Origin of the sequence: Allobosea sp. TND4EK4 (assembly GCF_900156025.1) — a bacterium.
GTDB lineage: Bacteria > Pseudomonadota > Alphaproteobacteria > Rhizobiales > Beijerinckiaceae > Allobosea.
In genome coordinates, this window is the sequence record NZ_FTMO01000002.1 from 248913 (window position 1) to 267282 (window position 18370).

The window sequence follows — 18370 nt, forward strand, 5'->3', positions numbered from 1 at the left end:
CCGCGATGACCGACGCACCGGCGCCCGACAGCCGCTTCGCCAGCAAGATCTTTGCCTCGCCCAACCATGGCGAGCGCAAGCACGCCGACGGCACGCCCGGCCGGCGGCCGGACATGCTGATCCTGCACTACACCGGCATGCCGGTCGCGGGCGAAGCGCTGCAATGGCTGTGCAACCCGGTCTCGCAGGTGTCCTCGCACTATTTCGTCTTCGAGAACGGCCACACGCTCCAGCTCGTGCCGGAGGGCCGCCGCGCCTGGCATGCCGGCGCTTCGCACTGGGCCGGCGAGGCCGACATCAACTCCTGCTCGATCGGCATCGAAATCGCCAATCCGGGCCATCCCGGCGGCCTGCCCGATTTCCCCGAAGAGCAGCTCGTTGCGACGCTGAACCTCTGCCGCGACATCTGCGAGCGCTGGTCCATTCCTCCCGAGCGCGTGCTGGCCCATTCCGACATCGCGCCGGGCCGCAAGATCGACCCCGGCGAGAAATTCCCGTGGCGGCGCTTCGCCGAAGCCGGCATCGGCCTGTGGACCCAGCCCGCCCCGATCCGCGGCGGGCGCTATTTCAGCAAGGGCGATGCCGGCCAGCCCGTCGAGGCACTGCAGGCGATGTTCGCGATGCTGGGCTACGGCATCGCGGTCGATGGCCTGTTCGATGAGAAGACCGAAGCGGTGGTCGCCGCCTTCCAGCGCCATTGGCGGCAGGAAAAGGTGGACGGAGTGGCGGATGCCTCGACGATCACCACCCTGCGCGATCTGCTGGCGACGAGCGCATCCTCCCGGATCGCGTGAACGCGCCATAACGACCGGTTATCCGACAAAAGGAGCAACGGTCGCTTAACGGCTGATGACTAGCGTCGTTGGGTCAACCCGGCAGCCGGAGAACGACTGCTTGAACAACCTTTCTGTCAGTCACAGCCCGGCGCTTCCGAATGGCCTGAACCCCGGCGCGATCGGCGCGTGGGAATGCCGTCTGGCCGGCGACGTGCTGTCCTGGACAGATGGCGTCTACGACATCTTCGGACTGCGGCGCGGCGCCAGGATCCACCGGCCCGATATGCTCGATCTCTACGAGGAGCGCTCCCGGCTGGAGATGAACCGGCTGCGCAGCCAGGCCATCGCGACGGGCAGGCCCTTCTCGCTCGATTGCCGGATCAGGTCGGCGGACGGCAGGAAGCGCTGGATGCGGCTGATCGTCGGCGTCGAGAGCTCCCATGGTCGGCCGGCACGCATCTTCGGCTCTAAGCAGGACGTGACGGCGGAAAAGGGCTTCTGGACCGACCTCGCCCGCAGTTGCGAGCCACGCGCGATGGCGAGCGGCGCGATGCTGCGGAGCTTCGACGAGGCCCTTCTGGGGTTTGCCGAGCGATCCGGCGGCCTGGACTGCGCGCTCGTCATCTATGCCGTCGATGATTATCCGAGCCTGCTCGCGAAATACGGCACCGTCGCCTGTGACGACATGTCGGAGCATCTCGGGCAGCGCCTGCTCCGGCTTTTTCCCGATGCGCTTGCTTCGGGAAGGTTGGCGGACGGCTCCTTCGCGGTGCTCTACCCGAGCCAGCACGATCCGGAGAGGCTTGTTTCCACGCTCGAAAGTGCCCGCCGGCTCCTGCGCCGGCCGGTCACCCGAGGCTCGGTCACGATCGAGTTCAATATCTCGGCCGGTGCCGCGACGAGCAGCTCCATCGGCGGAACCGCTACCCAGCCCAGGCTGATGGCTGCGGCCGAAGCCGGGCTCAAGGCCGCCCGGATGACGGGCGGCGACAAGCTCAGGCTGTTCGACCGCCCGTTGACGGGCGCGCAACTCTGGCGCGCGCCTGTCCATGATGCGGCCGTGAAGACCCTCAGCCCTTCACGCTCTTGACCACGTCGGCGACGTTCCGCCCGAAGGCTTCGGCGGTCTTGAGGTCGCCCGGAACCATCTCCTCGACCGAAGCGTCGGAAGGCGACGTCACCAGCAGTCCGAGATAGCCGCCGAGATTGTTGAGATCGTCGCGGGTGGACGTCTTGGCGTTGGAGGGATGCATTCCCGTGCCGGTCCAGAGCATCTTGTGCTGCGCGGCCAGCGCCGAGAGATAGGTGATGGTGTTGCCCTTGTCGCCGTTCAGCGTGGCGGAATTGGTGAAGCCGGCCGCGACCTTGCCCTTCCAGTCCATGGTGTACCAGGGCTTGGACGAGGCGTCGGCGAACTTTTTGAACTGCCAGGAGACGGTGCCCATATAGGTCGGCGAGCCGAAGATGATGGCGTCGGACGCCTTCAACACGTCCCAGGCGCTCTCGGGGACGTTGCCTTCGGCATCGATGGCAATCAGTTCGACCTTGGCGCCTTCGGCGCCCGCGCCTTGGGCGACGGTCTCGGCGACGCGCTTGGTGTGGCCGTAGCCGGAATGGAAGACGATGGCGATCTGGGTCATGGCGTGGCTCCTGTCTGAACCGGAAGGTGACAGGAAGATGTTGCGGCGCAGCGACGAGCGCAACGCTTGCGCCGTTGCAATCCTGCATGATCGCGCTGGCGTGGCGGCAATCCTTTCGCAATCATCGTCATTGCGCGCGGAGCGAAGCATTCCCGAAGGACGTCGCGCGCTGTCGCCGCTGGACTGCTTCGCCACGCTGGCAATGACGCAAGCCGTGATCGATGGCTCGAGGCAGGTCCCTCAGCGCTTGCGGACGAACTCCGTGCGCAGCACGAGGCCCTTGATCGCATCGTGACGGCAGTCGATTTCCTCGGGATTCTCGGTCAGGCGGATCGTCTTGATCACCGTACCCTGCTTCAGGGTCTGTCCGGCGCCCTTCACCTTGAGGTCCTTGATCAGCACGACTGAATCGCCGTCGGCCAGGAGGTTGCCGGCGGCATCCTTGACCTCGACCTTCCCGGCCGCGGCGGCCGCAGCCGCCATCTCGGAAGCCGGCCGCCACTCGCCGGTCGCCTCGTCATAGACGTATTCGTCGTCGGCCATCTTGCTCAGCCTGTCCCATGATCGCGGGAAAAGCCCCGGCCCGACTGCGTTAGCCGAGCAAGAGGCATAATTCAACGACCGATATCTGTATAATTACCGCCGGCCAGCCCGTCATTCTCGGGCGAAGCATGGCTCGGACCCGAGAATCTCCTGCGGAAAAGCGCGCGCGCTCTTCCAGAGATGCTCGGGTCAGGCCCGAGCATGACGCGCCTTCGTCCGCCTACTCCGCCGCCTGCAGCCGGTAGCTCACTGGATCGTAATTGAGGATCGGCGCCAGCCAGCGCTCGACCTCCTCGATGCTCATGCCCTTGCGAGCGGCGTAGTCTTCGGCCTGGTCGCGCTCGACCTTGGCGACGCCGAAGTAATAGGCGTCAGGATGGGCGAAATAGAGCCCCGACACCGACGAGCCCGGCCACATCGCATAGCTCTCCGTCAGCTTGACCCCGACACGCCGCTCGGCCTCCAGCAGCCGGAACAGGGTTTCCTTCTCGGTATGGTCGGGCTGGGCCGGATAACCCGGTGCCGGCCGGATGCCGCGATATTCCTCGCGGATCAGGTCCTCGTTGGCCAGCGTCTCGTCCGGCGCATAGCCCCAGAATTCGGTGCGCACGAGCTGGTGCATCCGTTCGGCAAACGCCTCGGCGAAGCGATCCGCCAGCGCCTTGACCATGATCGAGCGGTAGTCGTCATTGTCGCGCGCGAACTTCTCGGAGATGCGCTCCTCCTCCGCGCCAGCCGTGACCACGAAGGCGCCGATATAGTCCGGCGCGACGCCCTCCGGCGCGACGAAGTCGGACAGGCACATATTCGGCTTGCCGTCGCGCTTGGAAAGCTGCTGGCGCAGCCCATGCAGCGTCGCCAGCGTGTCCTGCCGGCTCTCGCCGGTATAGAGCCGGATATCGTCGCCGACGGCATTGGCCGGCCAGAAGCCGACCACCGCCTTCGGGTTGAACCAGCGCTCCTCGACCACGCGCTTCAGCATGGCCTGCGCATCGTCCCAGAGCGCGCGCGCCGCCTCGCCCTGCTTCTCGTCCTGCAGGATCGCAGGATAGCGCCCTTTCATCTCCCAGGTCTGGAAGAACGGCGTCCAGTCGATCACCGGCACGAGATCGGCGATATCGTAGGTGCGGAAGGTGCGCGTGCCGAGGAAGCTGGGCTTGGGCGGCAGGTACGCAGCCCAGTCAGGCTTGAAGGCATTGGCGCGCGCCTTGGCGATCGGCAGGCGCTGCTTGTCGGCCTCCGAGCGGCGATGCGCCTCCGCGACCTTGGCATATTCCGCCTGCACCCCGGCGATGTAGCCCGGCTTCTGCTCGGCCGAGAGCAGGCTGGAAACGACGCCGACGGCGCGCGAGGCGTCGTTCACATGCACCGTCTGGCCCTTCTCATAAGCCGGGTGGATCTTCACCGCCGTATGGACGCGGCTCGTCGTCGCCCCGCCGATCAGCAGGGGAATATCGAAGCCCTCGCGCTCCATCTCGGAGGCGACGGTGACCATCTCGTCGAGCGAGGGCGTGATCAGCCCCGACAGGCCGATGATGTCGACCTTCTCCCTGCGCGCGGTTTCGAGGATCTTCTGCGTCGGCACCATCACGCCGAGGTCGATCACCTCGTAATTGTTGCACTGGAGCACGACGCCGACGATGTTCTTGCCGATGTCGTGGACATCGCCCTTCACCGTCGCCATCAGCACCTTGCCGGCCGCCGAGCGCTCGGAGCCGCCGTTCAGGCGCTTTTCTTCTTCCATGAACGGCATGAGATAGGCGACGGCCTGCTTCATCACCCGGGCCGACTTCACCACCTGGGGGAGGAACATCTTGCCGGCGCCGAACAGGTCGCCGACGACGTTCATCCCGGCCATCAGCGGCCCCTCGATGACGTGAAGCGGTTTTTCGGCCTTCAGCCGTGCTTCCTCGACATCCTGATCGATAAAGGCGGTGATGCCGTTGACCAGCGCGTGCTCCAGCCGCTTCTCGACCGGCTGCTCGCGCCAGGCGAGATCCTTGCCGGAGACCGCGACGGACCCGTCGCCCTTGAAGCGCGGCGCGGCGTCGAGCAGCCGCTCGGTCGAATCCTTGCGGCGGTTGAGAACGACATCCTCGCAAAGCTCGCGCAGCTCCGGGTCAAGATCGTCATAGGAGCCGAGTTGGCCCGCATTGACGATGCCCATATCCATGCCGACCTTGATGGCGTGGTAGAGGAAGACCGAGTGCATCGCCTCGCGGACCTTCTCATTGCCGCGGAACGAGAAGGACAGGTTCGAGACGCCGCCCGAGATATGGGCGTGCGGCAGGGTCTCGCGGATCGTCTTCGTGGCCTCGATGAAATCGTTGCCGTAATTGTCGTGCTCCTCGATGCCCGTCGCCACCGCGAAGACGTTGGGGTCGAAGATGATGTCCTGCGGCGGGAAACCGATCTCCTCGGTCAGCAGCTTGTAGGCGCGCGTGCAGATCTCGATCTTGCGCTCATAGGTGTCGGCCTGGCCCTTCTCGTCGAAGGCCATCACCACCACCGCCGCGCCGTACTGCCGGCAGATCCGCGCCTGCTCGAGGAAAGCCTCCTCGCCCTCCTTCATCGAGATCGAATTGACGATCGGCTTGCCCTGGATCGTCTTCAGTCCCGCCTCGATGACCGGGAACTTCGACGAGTCGACCATGATAGGCACGCGGCTGATATCCGGCTCGGACGCGATCAGGTTGCAGAACTCGGTCATCGCCCGCTGCGAATCCAGCAGGCCCTCGTCCATGTTGATGTCGATGACCTGCGCGCCGTTGGCGACCTGGTCGCGCGCGACGTCCAGCGCGGCGGCATAGTCGCCGGCCGTGACCAGCTTCCTGAACTTGGCCGAGCCGGTGACGTTGGTCCGCTCGCCGACATTCACGAAGGGAATCGTCTCGTCGAGCGTGAAGGGCTCCAGCCCGGCGAGCCTGAGATAAGGCTTCACCTCGGCCACCTGGCGCGGCGGCTTGCCCGCCACAGCCTGCGCGATGGCGCGGATATGATCCGGCGTCGTGCCGCAGCAGCCGCCGACGACATTGACGAGACCGGCATCGGCGAATTCGGCCAGCATGCCGGCCGTCGCCTCCGGCCGCTCGTCATAGAGCCCGAATTCGTTCGGCAGCCCGGCATTCGGATAGGCGCAGACCAGCGTATCGGCGATGCGCGCCATGTCCTTGATATGCGCCCGCATCTCGCGTGCGCCGAGCGCGCAGTTGAGCCCGATGGTCAGCGGGGCGGCGTGGCGCACCGAATTCCAGAACGCCTCGACCGTCTGGCCCGACAGCGTGCGGCCGGAAAGGTCGGTGATCGTGCCGGAAATCATCACCGGCAGGCGCAGGCCCTTCTCGCGATAGACCTGCTCGATCGCGACGATGGCCGCCTTGGCGTTGAGCGTGTCGAAGATCGTCTCGATCAGCAGCAGCTCGGAGCCGCCGTCGATCAGCCCCCTCACCTGCTCGGCGTAAGACTCGCGCACCTGGTCGAACGTCACCGCCCGGAAGCCGGGATTGTTGACGTCCGGCGAGATCGAGAGCGTGCGGTTCGTCGGGCCGATCGCGCCGGCGACATAGCGGCGACGCCCGTCCTCCAGGCGCGCGATCTCGGCCGCCTCGCGCGCGATCCGCGCGCATTCGACGTTCAGCTCATAGACGATCGCTTCCAGGCCGTAATCGGCCTGGGCGATCGAGGTGCCGGAAAAGGTGTTGGTCTCGACGATATCGGCCCCAGCCCGGAAATAGGCGAGATGGATGTCGCGCAGCGCATCGGGCAGCGTCAGCGCGATGATGTCGTTGTTGCCCTTGAGGTCGTGGTTGAACCCCTTGAAGCGCTCGCCGCGGAAATCCGCCTCCGTGAGCTTCAGGTTCTGGATCTGCGTCCCCATCGCGCCGTCGAGCACGAGGATGCGCTCGGACGCGGCCTGGCGCAGCGAACGCTCGACCTCGGCGCCGTCGACGGGGGTGGGTGTATAGTCGGACATCGGGATCACTCCGCCGCCACCGCCTGCGCCGCGGCCTTCTCGGGCTTGAGACCCACGAGATGGCAGATGGCGTAGACGAGGTCGGCCTTGTTCATCGTGTAGAAGTGCAGGTCGGCGACGCCGCGGTCGATCAGGTCCAGCACCTGCTCGGCGCAGACCGCCGCAGCCACGAGCCGGCGCGTCGCCACATCCTCCTCCAGCCCCTCGAAGCGGTCGGCCAGCCATTGCGGCACGCTGGCGCCGGTCTTGCGGGCGAAGTTGGCCGTCTGCTTGAAGTTCTGGACCGGGACGATGCCGGGCAGGATCGGGATGTCGATCCCGGCCGCACGCACCTTGTCGAGATAGCGGAAATAGACGTCGTTATCGAAGAAGAACTGGGTGATCGCCCGCGTCGCGCCGGCATCGACCTTCATCTTCAGCGCCTCGATATCGGCGTCGAGAGAGGCGGCCTCCGGATGCTTCTCCGGATAGGCGGAGACGGTCACCTCGAAATCGCCGATGCGCTTCAGCCCCGCCACGAGATCGCAGGTCTGGTGATAGCCCTCCGGATGCGGCTCGTAGACGGTCCCGAGACCGCCGGCCGGATCGCCCCGCAGCGCCACGACATGCCGCACCCCGGCGTCCCAATAGGCGCGGATCACCTCGTCCACCTCGGCCTTGCTCGCCGAGACGCAGGTCAGATGCGCGGCGGGCTTCAGCTGCGTCTCCTCGACCATGCGCTTGACCGTGGCGTGGGTCCGCTCGCGGGTGGAGCCGCCGGCGCCATAGGTCACCGAGACGAAGCTGGGGCCGAGCGGTTCGAGACGGCGCACACTCTCCCACAGCGCGACTTCCATCTCCTCCGATTTGGGCGGGAAGAATTCGAAGGAGACGCTGGGGCGGCGCGAGCCGTGCCGGCTGGGGCGAAAGGCGTTCATCAGGCAACCTCGAGATTGTCTTGGCGCAGCGGCGCATCGGACTGCAGGCGCCGGTCCCGGCCGCGCCACAGCATGACGGGCAACCGCCCGGATTTTCCGTCCGCCAGCGTGACCTCCTGGGCCAGATCGCAGGCGAGGCCCGCCTCGGTGAACCAGCCCGATATCTGCTGGCGCGAGAAGCCGAGGCGCCGATGCGCATGCTCACTGCGCAGGAACTCCATCTCATGCGGCGCAAAATCGACCACGATCAGCCGCCCGCCCGGCGCCAGCACGGCGGCCGCCTCGCGGATGGCGCGCCCCGGATCATCGAGGAAGTGCAGCACCTGATGGACCACGACGAGGTCGAAGGAGCCGCGCGCGAAGGGCAGCGCATAGATATCGCCCTGCCGGAGCTCGACGCGGGAAAGTCCCGCCTGCTCCAGATTGGCGCGCGCCACCGCGAGCATCGCGTGGTTGGCATCGACCCCGACGGCTCGGCCATATTTCGGCGCGATCCGCTCCAGCATGCGGCCCGTCCCGGTGCCGAGATCGAGCATCGCGCCGGGCGAGCCCTGGCCCACGGCCTGCTCGACCGCCGCCTCGACCAGATGATCCGGCACATGCAGGCTGCGCAGCCGGTCCCAGTCGCGCGCGACGCTGGCGAAATAGCTTTGCGCAGCTTCCGCGCGGCTCGCCCGCACCGCCGCCAGCCGCTCGCGATCGGCTGCGAGCACGGGATCGGCGAGATCGAGCCAGGCCGCGAGCGAGGCGGCGAAGGCCCCGCCCGTTCCGGTCTCGTCCAGACGGAAGAAGGCCCACGCCCCCTCGCGCGAGCGCCGCACCAGCCCCGCCTCCGTCAGCAGCTTGAGATGGCGCGAGATGCGCGGCTGCGACTGGCCGAGAATGTCCGTGAGGTCGGAGACCGAGAGTTCGCCCTGCGACAGCAAGGCGAGGACACGCAGCCGCGTCTCCTCTCCCGCAGCCCGCAAGGCCGCGAGGAGAACATCCGAGGACAAGGCCGTTGGCTGCTGCACGCGAACGCCTCCCGCGCCCCAAAGAGATATAAAGATATCTTTATGTCGAAAGCGGCGTTCGTGCAAGCGGATTGTCGGGCCGGAAAACAGGACGCAACCGCGACGTCTCTTTTGGTGGCGGCCTCAGGTTGGGAACCGATCCATCACAGCGAGCGACGCAGCCTGATGCGCAATTTCCGCGATCGGCCCGTTGCGGACCTTAGGGGGCTAGTCTCCAAAATCGTATTTCACAGCCACGCTTCCCGACGCGTCGCGTCTTCTCAGCTTGAGGGTGATTGGACCAAGCCTGGAGTACGATAGCGAGAAACCTATCCTGAGAACTCGGTCACTCTCCCAACTGATCGATGGAGACGGAGGGCATTCGGCCTCGAAGACCGCGTTATCGCGTCCCGCTGTTGACGGGTCCAAGGCCTCGACAGGAACAATCGACACGCGGTTATAGCAGTACGGAGAGATTCCTCCGCCGCCTGCCCATTGTGCGGCGACCACTTTGTAGCGTCCGTCAGGGGACAAAATTTGGTTGATAAGCTGGGGCTCCTCGTCGCGCCGCACGACTGGGCCAATGTACCGCGAGAGCCCGATCATGATCGTGACAAAGCCAATAGCGGCCAAAATGGCGGCTACGACTGCAATAAGCGACCTCAACATCGAGCGTAGCATGGCAACCTGACTAGTCTTCGATCAAATCAAGTCAAGGTCCGCTATCGGCCCATATCGGTCCTTTGCTCAGCACAACAGCGTCCTGATCGCGCCGCCCTGGATCGCGCATTGCCAACTCACTGAGACAGAGGCAGGCCGATTTATCCCCGCTCCTTCGCCGCGCCTCTATCCTGCGCGCGTCCATCCGACCGGGGGGCTTCGCGAGGCATCGTGGGCCGGATGGGGAGCGGGTTTCGCGTCACCGGGCCGTTGCGGGTCCGTCGGACGCGGAGGTGCCGACTTCGCACGGGCCGAACAGGCAGGCCCTGGCCCTCGCCGGGCATTAATGCGAAGCGGACCCCCAGATACCCGTGCGCGGAGCCGGGCAGCGCGAGGTCGTCGCTGTTCGACACATCGACATCGACTCGACATCGGCACGCAGCCGTCGACTGCGAACGCCGCCCGGCTCCGCGCATCCCCCGGATGCGAGAGCATCGGACCGAAAAGGGGAATCCACTTTCCGGAAGAATCCGATGCTCCAGCAAGAAATTAGAACATCGTAACCGCATCCAGCGGACGCGCGATGGTCTAAGCCCGAAACCCCGCAGGCCACGCCTGGACGGGGGGTTCGGTGCGTCGTCGAGATCGGTTTGGAACCTCTGGCATCAGGCGCGTCTCATCCCGGACGCAGCGAAGCGGAGATCCGGGATCCATGCCGGAGCGCTCGCGATCAAGGTTCGGGAATGGACCCCGGATCGGCGCCGCCGAAGACGGCTTGTCCGGGATGACACGCGCTCCTGTCGATGCGGCGCTGATCAGGTCAGGCGCGCTCGCTGACGCGCCGCTTCGCCAGGATCGGCGGCAGCAGCACGACGGGGTCGCCCGCCACGATCGGCCCGGCGAGATCCACCGAGAGCACGAGCCCGCGCAGCTCCGCCGCTGCCCGCACGAAGCTGAATTCGAGATCGGCCCGCCCGAGGGCCTCGGCCACCGCCCGCCCCGCCTTTCGGCAGGGGGTATTATAGGCTTCCACGCGCAGCACGGCGCCGCCGTCGAACCGGCCCTTGCCGCCCCATTGGCCACCGAAGGCCAGCCGGCTGCCCGGCGCCATGGACGAAAAATCGGGAAAGCCGGAGATCAGCAGATTGGCGCCGAGCCATTCGGGCTCGATCCGCTCGGCACCGAGCCGGCCGGCGATGACGCCAAGTTCCGCAGGGCAGAGCGCCGAGAGCTGCCTGTCGTTGCGCAGCACAGCGCCACGCGGCAGCCAGGGCTCGCGTGGCCCAGCCTTTCGGCTGGCGCCGGAATGCCGGTCGCCGACGATACCGGCCAGATCGATCGTCAGGCTCGCCGCGGCCTGCGTGACGAAAGCATGCGGCCCGACGCCCGCCGCTGCCGAAAACACGCCCTCGACACGGCCGATGGTCCGCACAGCCCTCACAGCCCCGGCCGGGGCCGGGCGGCCGGCAGGGCGGCGCGCCGCCCTGTCAGAGGACCTTCAGATCCCCGGCAGCCGTCTTGCCGCGCTCCGTCTTGAGTTCGAACGAAAGCTTCTGCCCCTCGTTCAGCGTCATCAAGCCTGCTTCCTTGACGGCGGTGATGTGCACGAAGACATCCTTGCCGCCATCCGAAGGCTGGATGAAGCCGAAGCCCTTCTCGGTATTGAACCACTTCACGGTTCCGGTCGCCATAGCCGTATCCCTCGCAGCCGCGCCTGCGGACACGTGGACGATCGCCGACAGCCCGCAACCATGAGGATTGACCGAAATCGGCACCTTGTCGAGATGAAACGCCGTGCAGATGCATCATCTCTTCGATCAAGTCTTGGTCAGCAGAACCTGCGTCTTGGCTTCCGCTCGGGAAGAGCCGCCGAGATAGATCTCGACCTCCCCGGGATCGACGACAGACCGCCCCTGCTCGTCATGGACGCCGAGCTGGCGGGCATCGAGCCGGAACCGCAGCGTGCGTGTCTCGCCGGCCTTGAGCATGACCTTCTGGAAGCCCTTCAGCTCCCGCAACGGCCGCGACAGGCTGGCGACAGGCTGGCGGATGTAGAGCTGCGCCACCTCCTGCCCCTCGAGCGGCCCTGCATTGGTGACGTCGACCGAGACCTCGACAGTGCCCGAAAGCGGCAGGGACGAGGCCGAGACGCGCGCGTTCGCATAGGTAAAGCGGCTATAGGATAGTCCGAAACCGAACGGGTAGAGCGGCTCGTTGCGCTCATCCATGTAGATCGACTCGTAGCGCTGGCGGATCTTCTCCGGCCGTCCGGTCGGCAGCTGGTTGTAATAAACCGGAATCTGCCCGACCGAGCGCGGAAAGCTCATCGGCACGCGCCCAGAGGGGTTATAGCGCCCGGTCAGGATGTCGGCGATGGCGGGCCGGGCTTCGGTGCCGCCATGGAAGGTCTGCAGGATCGCCGCGACATGCTCGCTCGCCCAGGTGAGGACGAGCGGCCGCCCGGTCTGCAGCACCAGCACCACCGGCTTGCCGGTGGCGACCAGCGCTTCCAGCAGCTCCTGCTGCACGCCCGGCAGGTCGAGCTTCGTGCGCGAAGCCGCCTCGCCCATGAACTCGCAATCCTCGCCCAGCATCGCGACGACGAGATCGGCCGCGGCGGCGGCGCGGATGGCGGCCTCCTTGTCGGCGAATTCGGTGCCGCAGTTCCTGGTGAAGGCGGGCTGATAGGCGATCGCAACGCCGGCCGGCAGCCGCTCGCGCAGCGCATCCGGCAGCGAGGTGATCTTGCGCCGCCCAAGCCCGGCCGGATCGGTCCAGACCCGCTCCTCCTCCGGCACCGCCATCGCGCCGATCACGGCGACGGACTTCACGCCCTCACGGATCGGCAGGATGCCGTCGGCGTTCCTGAGCAGGATCGCCCCTTCCCGCGCGGCCTGCAGCGCCACCGCGCTGGCCTCGGCCGTCTGCATGAGCTTGGGCGCCTGCGACGGATCGACATCGGGCTTCTCGAACAGGCCCATATGATATTTGACGCGCAGCACCCGCCGCACCGCCTCGTCGAGCGCCTTCATCGGCACGCGCCCGGCCCGCACCTCGCCGGCCAGATGCTTGTGGTAGACGTCACCCATCATGTCCATGTCGATGCCGGCGAGCAGCGCCTTGCGCGCGGCTTCCGCATCGTCGCGGGCGATGCCGTGCAGCCTCAGCTCGGTGATCGAGCCGAAATCGGAGGTGACGAAGCCGCGGAAGCCCCATTTGCCACGCAACAAATCGGTCAGCATCGCCTTGTTGGCTGTCGCCGGCACGCCGTTCAGCGCGTTGAAGGCCGCCATCGCCGTCATCGCGCCGGCATCGAAGGAGGCCTTGAAGGGCGGCAGATAGAGGTCGAAGAGCTGGCTGGTCGGGATCCAGGTCGAGTTGTAGTCGCGCCCGCCCTCGGCCGCGCCATAGCCGACGAAATGCTTGGGCGTCGTCGCGACCCCGCCGCGCTGGTAGCCATGGGTGCGTGCCGCCGCCACGACCGAGCCGAGATAGGCGTCCTCGCCCGCCCCCTCCAGCACGCGGCCCCAGCGCGGATCGCGCGAGATGTCGACCATCGGCGCGAAGGTCCAGTTGACGCCGGCGGCGGAAGCCTCGCGCCCGGTCCAATACGCCGCCTGCTCGATCAGCCCGGGATTCCAGCTCGCCGCCTGGCCGAGCGGCAATGGAAAATAGGTCGAGAAGCCATGGACGGCGTCGAGCCCGATGATCAGCGGGATCTTCAGGCGGCTCTCCCGCACCGCCTTCTGCACGGCCAGCACCTCGGCCGGCACGACGAAGTTCATCACCGCGCCCATGTCGCCGCTGCGGATCTGTCCGGCGTCGAACCCGTCGCCGCGGCCCGACAGATGCAGCTGCCCGACCTTCTCCTCCAGCGTCATCCGCTTCAGCAGCGCATCGACCTTGCGCTCGATCGCCTGCGCCTCCCGGCCGGTCTTCCAGGCGAGGGGCTGCTGGGCGAAGGCCGCGGCGGCCGGCAGGCAGAGCAGGAGGGCAGCGACGAGCCGCAGAAGCATCAGGACGATCTCTCCGGTGAAGGAAGACCTGCGCCTACAGGATCGGACGGGGCGGCTCAACCGCTGGCTCCGTCGCAGCGGCCGGATCGGCGGTGGCGCACCCATTGCATGACGATGGCCATGTCCCCCGCCAGCGGCTAACAGGTGTGCAGCCATGTCGCAGACAGCCATCGTCATGACCCCGCACCGGCACCGCTTCTACGAAGACCTGCTCGCGATCCCGCTGGGCTCGCTGATGGTCAGCATCGGCGTGGTGCTGTTCGCCAAGGCGACCGTGCTGACCGGCGGCGCCGCGGGCCTGGCGCTCCTGTTGCAATTCGCAGCGGGCTGGAATTTCAGCGTCCTGTTCTTCGTGATCAACCTGCCCTTCTACTGGCTGGCGCTGCGCCGCATGGGCCTGCCCTTCACCTTGCGCACCATCGCCGCCGTCGCCCTCATCTCGGTCTTCGTCTGGGCGACGCCGCTCTGGCTGCGCATCGAATCGGTCGCGCCGCTCTATGCGGCCATCGCAGGCGGTGTCGCGATGGGCCTCGGCCTGCTCGCGCTCGCCCGCCATCGCACCGCCATCGGCGGCGTCAACATCCTCGCGCTCTATCTGCAGGAGCGGCACGGCATCCGCGCCGGCTGGGTCCAGCTCGGCATCGACGCGATGATCTTCGCCGCCGCACTCTTCCTGCTTCCGCTCGACAAGGTCGCGCTCTCGCTCGTCGGGACCGTCGTCATCAACGCCATCCTGGCGATGAACCACAAGCCCGGCCGCTACATGGCGGTATCCTGACGCAGGGCCTCCTGCCTTCGGAGCGGTTGCACCGTGCCGGCCATCATGCGACTCAAACGCCGAAAGCGAACGGCGAGACGAGACATGGCCCAGCCCCTGACGATCGAAGATCTGCGCATCATGGCCAGGCGCCGCGTGCCGCGCATGTTCTACGATTATGCCGATTCCGGCGCCTGGACCGAAGGCACCTACCGCGCCAACGAGACCGATTTCGCCAAGATCAAGCTGCGCCAGCGCGTCGCGGTCGACATGACCAACCGCTCGCTGGCCTCGACGATGATCGGCCAGCCGGTCGCGATGCCGGTCGCCATCGCACCCACCGGCATGACCGGGATGCAGCATGCCGATGGCGAGATTCTCGCGGCCCGCGCCGCCGCCAAGGCCGGCGTGCCCTTCACCCTCTCGACCATGAGCATCTGCTCGATCGAGGACGTGGCGAACCACACCAGCGCGCCCTTCTGGTTCCAGCTCTATGTGATGAAGGACCGCGACTTCATCTCGCGGCTGATCCAGCGCGCCAAGGCCGCCGGCTGCTCGGCCCTGGTGCTGACGCTCGACCTGCAGATCCTCGGCCAGCGCCACAAGGATATCCGCAACGGCCTCTCGGCCCCGCCCAAGCCCACTCTGGCGAACATGATCAACCTCGCCTTCAAGCCGTGGTGGTGCCTGAAGATGCTGGACACGCCGCGCCGCCAGTTCGGCAACATCGTCGGCCACGTCACCGGCGTCGCCGACATGTCCTCGCTCGGCTCCTGGACGGCCAGCCAGTTCGACCCGAAGCTGAACTGGGACGACATCAAGTGGATCAAGGACCAGTGGGGCGGCAAGCTGATCCTGAAGGGCATCCTCGACCCCGAGGATGCCGAGACCGCGGCGCAGAGCGGCGCCGATGCGCTGATCGTCTCCAACCACGGCGGGCGCCAGCTCGACGGCGCTCTCTCCTCCATCGAGGCGCTGCCAGGCGTCGTCGATCAGGTCGGCAACCGCATCGAGGTGCTGTTCGACGGCGGCATCCGCTCCGGTCAGGACGTGATCAAGGCGCTCGCGCTGGGCGCACACGGCACCTTCATCGGCCGTGCCTTCCTCTACGGGCTCGGCGCCATGGGCGAGAAAGGCGTCACCGCGACGCTCGACATCATCCGCAAGGAGCTCGACACCACCATGGCCCTCTGCGGCCTGCGCGACATCCAGAACGTCGACGAGCGCATTCTGGTGGGCGGCCGCGAGGGAGCGATCAAGCGGCTGGCGGGGGGGTAGGGTTCGAAGGGCTAGGCCGTCGCCTCAAGGGCTCGCTTTCGGCAGAGCGAAAGGACGGTGAGTGACCTGGTCGATCGTTGCGCGCGACGCGGAAACCGGCGCGTTCGGCGTTATCTGCGCCTCCCGCGCGCTAGCCGTCGGGGCGGTCGTACCCTATGGCGCCGGACGGACCGGCGCGATTGCAACGCAGGCCTTCGCCAATCCGTTCTGCGGCGTCGATGGTCTCGCGATGCTTAGGGAAGGCTGCACCGCGCCGGAAATCGTGGCGGCTTTGTTGAGCGCCGATCAAGGACGCGATCACCGGCAGTTCCATCTCATCGACCGGGAAGGACGAACTGCTGCCTATACCGGTACAGCCTGCCTGAACTGGAGCGGCAGTGTGGAGGGACCGGAGGTTTCGGTGGCGGGAAACATGCTGCACGGGCCACAGGTCGTCGCGAGCACGCTCGACGCCTACATATCGGCATCCGCGGCGGATTTCGACGAGCGCCTCATCATCGCCATGGAAGCGGGCGAGGCGGCTGGCGGTGATCGCCGCGGCCGTCAGTCCTGCGCCATGAAGATCTGGTTGGACGCGCCGTTTTCGCGTTTCGACCTGCGTGTCGACGATCACCCCGAACCACTGACGGAGCTTCGCCGCCTGTGGCGATTGGCTCATCAGGGCTATGTGCCGTTTCAAACCGCACTCCCCTCCCGGTCCAACCCGGCTGGAGCAACGGATCGCGAGGCCGTTTATCGCATGTGCGAGGCTTACGCTGCGGCCTGGAACGCCGAAAATCCCGAATAGCCGTACGAGGACGAACGTCGCTCGCAGGCACAGAGGTCGAGAATACGACACTGCATTCGATCTCAGGCCGGGGTCTTTCAAAAAAGGGGCCCGCATCGATCAACGACGCGGGCCCTTTCTGCCTTATGGCTGTCTCATAACGCCGGGATCGCTCCCGGCGCAGCCTTGTTCAGCCTCAGGCGCGATACCACGCCGCCAGGTTCCAGGTGTCGACGTCCCAGCCTGAGTGGTCGTGCATCAGGCTCTGCGCCGCGGCGACGACCTTGGTGCGCGAGAGGATCGGCAGGATGACGTTGGCCTCGCAGAAGATCTCGTTGACCTTGATCAGCAGCTCGGCGCGCTTGGCAGGGTCCAGCTCCTTCTGCGCGGCCTTGTAGGCCTCGTCCGCCGCCGGGTCGGAGTAGCGGGAGATGTTGCGGCCGAGCCACTTGTTCTCCTTGTTCGCGATCTCCCATGAGGTGAACTGGTTGAGGAAGCGCTCGGGATCCGGCTGCGGCTGCGTCGTGGTGTACATCTCCATGTCCACATAGAGCTTGGTGTAGGTGTCGGGGTTCGCCACGTCCGAGGAGAAGAACACCGAGGCGGTGACCGACTTCAGCTCCAGATCGATGCCGGCCTTCTGGCAGGCCTGCTTGATGATCGCCTGCACCTTCTGGCGCGGGGCGTTGATCGAGGTCTGGAAGACGTATTTGAGCTTCTTGCCATCCTTCTCGCGGATGCCGTCCGAGCCCTTCTTCCAGCCGGCTTCGTCGAGGATCTTGTTCGCCTTGTCGAGGCTGAACTCGTATTTCAGCTTCTGCGACTTGAAGCGCGCCGGCTGGTTGACGAAGCTCGCGGTGGCGGTGCCGGCGCGGCCATAGATGAACTTCTGGATCGAGTCGCGGTCGATCAGCAGGTTGATCGCCTTGCGCACGGCCGGGTCCGACAGCGTCGGATGCTTCGTCTTGACGCTGGAGCGCTCGCCATCGACCTCGGTCCAGGGATCGGTGGTGTTGAGCGTGATGAACTCGATGTCGCCGGCGGGGGCTGCGCTGACCTTGCCGCGGCCGCCGGTCTCCATGCGCTTCAGCAGCTCGTCCTCGACGAGGGTGTCCCAGGCATAGTCGTATTCGCCGGTCTGCAGCACGGCGCGCGCCGCCGAGACCGCGTCACCGCCGCCCTTCACCTCGAGCGTGTCGAAATGCGGCCGGTTGGCGACATGATAGTCCGGGTTGCGCTCCGCCTTGATGATGTCGCCCGGCTTGAAGTCGGTGAACTTGTAGGGGCCGGTGCCGACGGGCTTCAGATTCTCGGGCGCCTCGCGCGACTTGGCACCGATGAACTCGCCGAAGCGGTGCTTCGGGATGATCATGCCGGCGACACCGACGAAGGGGTCGGCCCAGAACGGCGTCGGCTTGGCGAAGATCACCTTGACCGTGAGGTCGTCGATCTTCTCGACCTTGATGTCCTTGTAGGCGCCCGAGGTGTAGGCGGCCGTCGCCGGATCGGCCGCATACTGCCAGGTGAAGACGACGTCGTCGGCGGTGAAGGGCTTGCCGTCATGCCATTTCACGCCCGGCTTGAGCTTCCAGGTGACGGTCGTCCCGTCGGCCGAGAGGCCACCATTCTCCTTGGTAGGCACTTCCGCCGCGAGCTGCGGCACGAGGTTGCCTTCCTTGTCCCAGCCGGCGAGCGGCTCGTAGAAGATGCGCGAGGAGATCTGGTCCTTGGTGCCCGAGGCGAAGTGCGGGTTCAGCAGCGTCGGCGCCTGCCAGAGCAGCATCTTCAGCGGGCCGCCGCCGCCGGCCTTGGTCGGCTTGTAGTCGAGCGTGGCATTCGCCATCGCGACCCCGTTCCAGAGCAGGATCTGGCTCGCGACGGGGGCGGCGATGCCGACGGCCGCCATGTTCCTCATGAAGGAGCGCCGCGACAGGCGGCCTTCCTTCAGATCTTCAACCATGCCTTGAATCGTTTCGCTGCTCATAGCCGACCTTCACATCACAACAAGAAAGAAGCCGGCCAATAAATGGGCCGGTTCTAAACTGACCTAAG

Annotated in this window: 14 protein-coding genes; 5 read left to right on the forward strand and 9 right to left on the reverse strand. The window is 66.4% G+C overall.

Features of this window, described 5'->3' with window-relative positions:
- Positions 1-5: 5 nt before the first annotated feature.
- Together BW981_RS06140 and BW981_RS06145 are read left to right on the forward strand one after the other, a co-directional pair.
- Positions 6-794, forward strand: a complete 789-nt coding sequence (locus BW981_RS06140; RefSeq protein ID WP_076437274.1) for a peptidoglycan recognition protein family protein — start codon at positions 6-8, stop codon at positions 792-794.
- 100 nt (positions 795-894) lie between these two features.
- A complete protein-coding gene (locus tag BW981_RS06145) occupies positions 895-1866 on the forward strand; it encodes a PAS domain-containing protein (protein WP_076437276.1) in 972 nt (323 codons plus the stop codon).
- On the opposite strand, the gene BW981_RS06150 is transcribed toward BW981_RS06145, so the two are convergent.
- From BW981_RS06150 to BW981_RS06185, 8 genes are all read right to left on the reverse strand, one after another.
- Complete coding sequence (locus BW981_RS06150; protein WP_076437278.1) at positions 1847-2416, reverse strand: flavodoxin family protein; 570 nt, start codon at positions 2414-2416, stop codon at positions 1847-1849. The genes BW981_RS06145 and BW981_RS06150 overlap by 20 nt on opposite strands.
- Before the next feature lie 240 nt (positions 2417-2656).
- Positions 2657-2959: an alkylphosphonate utilization protein gene (locus BW981_RS06155; RefSeq protein WP_076437279.1), complete on the reverse strand. Its 303-nt coding sequence runs from the start codon at positions 2957-2959 to the stop codon at positions 2657-2659.
- A gap of 220 nt (positions 2960-3179) precedes the next feature.
- Complete coding sequence (gene metH, locus BW981_RS06160) at positions 3180-6932, reverse strand: methionine synthase (RefSeq protein WP_076437768.1); 3753 nt, start codon at positions 6930-6932, stop codon at positions 3180-3182.
- A 5-nt stretch (positions 6933-6937) separates the two neighbouring features.
- Positions 6938-7849: a methylenetetrahydrofolate reductase [NAD(P)H] gene (gene metF / locus BW981_RS06165; protein WP_139333648.1), complete on the reverse strand. Its 912-nt coding sequence runs from the start codon at positions 7847-7849 to the stop codon at positions 6938-6940.
- Positions 7849-8862 carry an ArsR/SmtB family transcription factor gene (locus tag BW981_RS06170; RefSeq protein WP_076437281.1) on the reverse strand — a complete coding sequence of 338 codons (1014 nt, stop codon included), beginning with the start codon at positions 8860-8862 and terminating at the stop codon, positions 7849-7851. The genes metF and BW981_RS06170 overlap by 1 nt, the downstream gene beginning before the upstream one ends.
- A gap of 1459 nt (positions 8863-10321) precedes the next feature.
- On the reverse strand, positions 10322-10933 hold the full coding sequence (locus BW981_RS22990) for an MOSC domain-containing protein (protein ID WP_083712203.1): 612 nt from the start codon (positions 10931-10933) through the stop codon (positions 10322-10324).
- A gap of 55 nt (positions 10934-10988) precedes the next feature.
- Positions 10989-11192 (reverse strand): cold-shock protein, encoded by a 204-nt coding sequence (locus BW981_RS06180; protein ID WP_076437285.1) that lies wholly within the window; start codon positions 11190-11192, stop codon positions 10989-10991.
- 126 nt (positions 11193-11318) lie between these two features.
- Positions 11319-13517 carry a glycoside hydrolase family 3 N-terminal domain-containing protein gene (locus BW981_RS06185; protein WP_076437287.1) on the reverse strand — a complete coding sequence of 733 codons (2199 nt, stop codon included), beginning with the start codon at positions 13515-13517 and terminating at the stop codon, positions 11319-11321.
- A gap of 154 nt (positions 13518-13671) precedes the next feature.
- Between BW981_RS06185 and BW981_RS06190 the strand changes: the two genes are divergently transcribed.
- From BW981_RS06190 to BW981_RS06200, 3 genes are all read left to right on the forward strand, one after another.
- Positions 13672-14295: a YitT family protein gene (locus tag BW981_RS06190; RefSeq protein ID WP_076437289.1), complete on the forward strand. Its 624-nt coding sequence runs from the start codon at positions 13672-13674 to the stop codon at positions 14293-14295.
- A gap of 84 nt (positions 14296-14379) precedes the next feature.
- Positions 14380-15552, forward strand: a complete 1173-nt coding sequence (locus BW981_RS06195; protein WP_076437291.1) for an alpha-hydroxy acid oxidase — start codon at positions 14380-14382, stop codon at positions 15550-15552.
- A 61-nt stretch (positions 15553-15613) separates the two neighbouring features.
- Positions 15614-16339: a DUF1028 domain-containing protein gene (locus BW981_RS06200; protein WP_076437292.1), complete on the forward strand. Its 726-nt coding sequence runs from the start codon at positions 15614-15616 to the stop codon at positions 16337-16339.
- A 175-nt stretch (positions 16340-16514) separates the two neighbouring features.
- Here BW981_RS06200 and BW981_RS06205 read toward each other — a convergent pair whose 3' ends face one another.
- The gene (locus BW981_RS06205) at positions 16515-18302 is read right to left on the reverse strand and encodes a peptide ABC transporter substrate-binding protein (protein ID WP_076437294.1); all 1788 of its coding nucleotides are present in this window, start codon (positions 18300-18302) and stop codon (positions 16515-16517) included.
- Between the last annotated feature and the right edge of the window lie 68 nt (positions 18303-18370).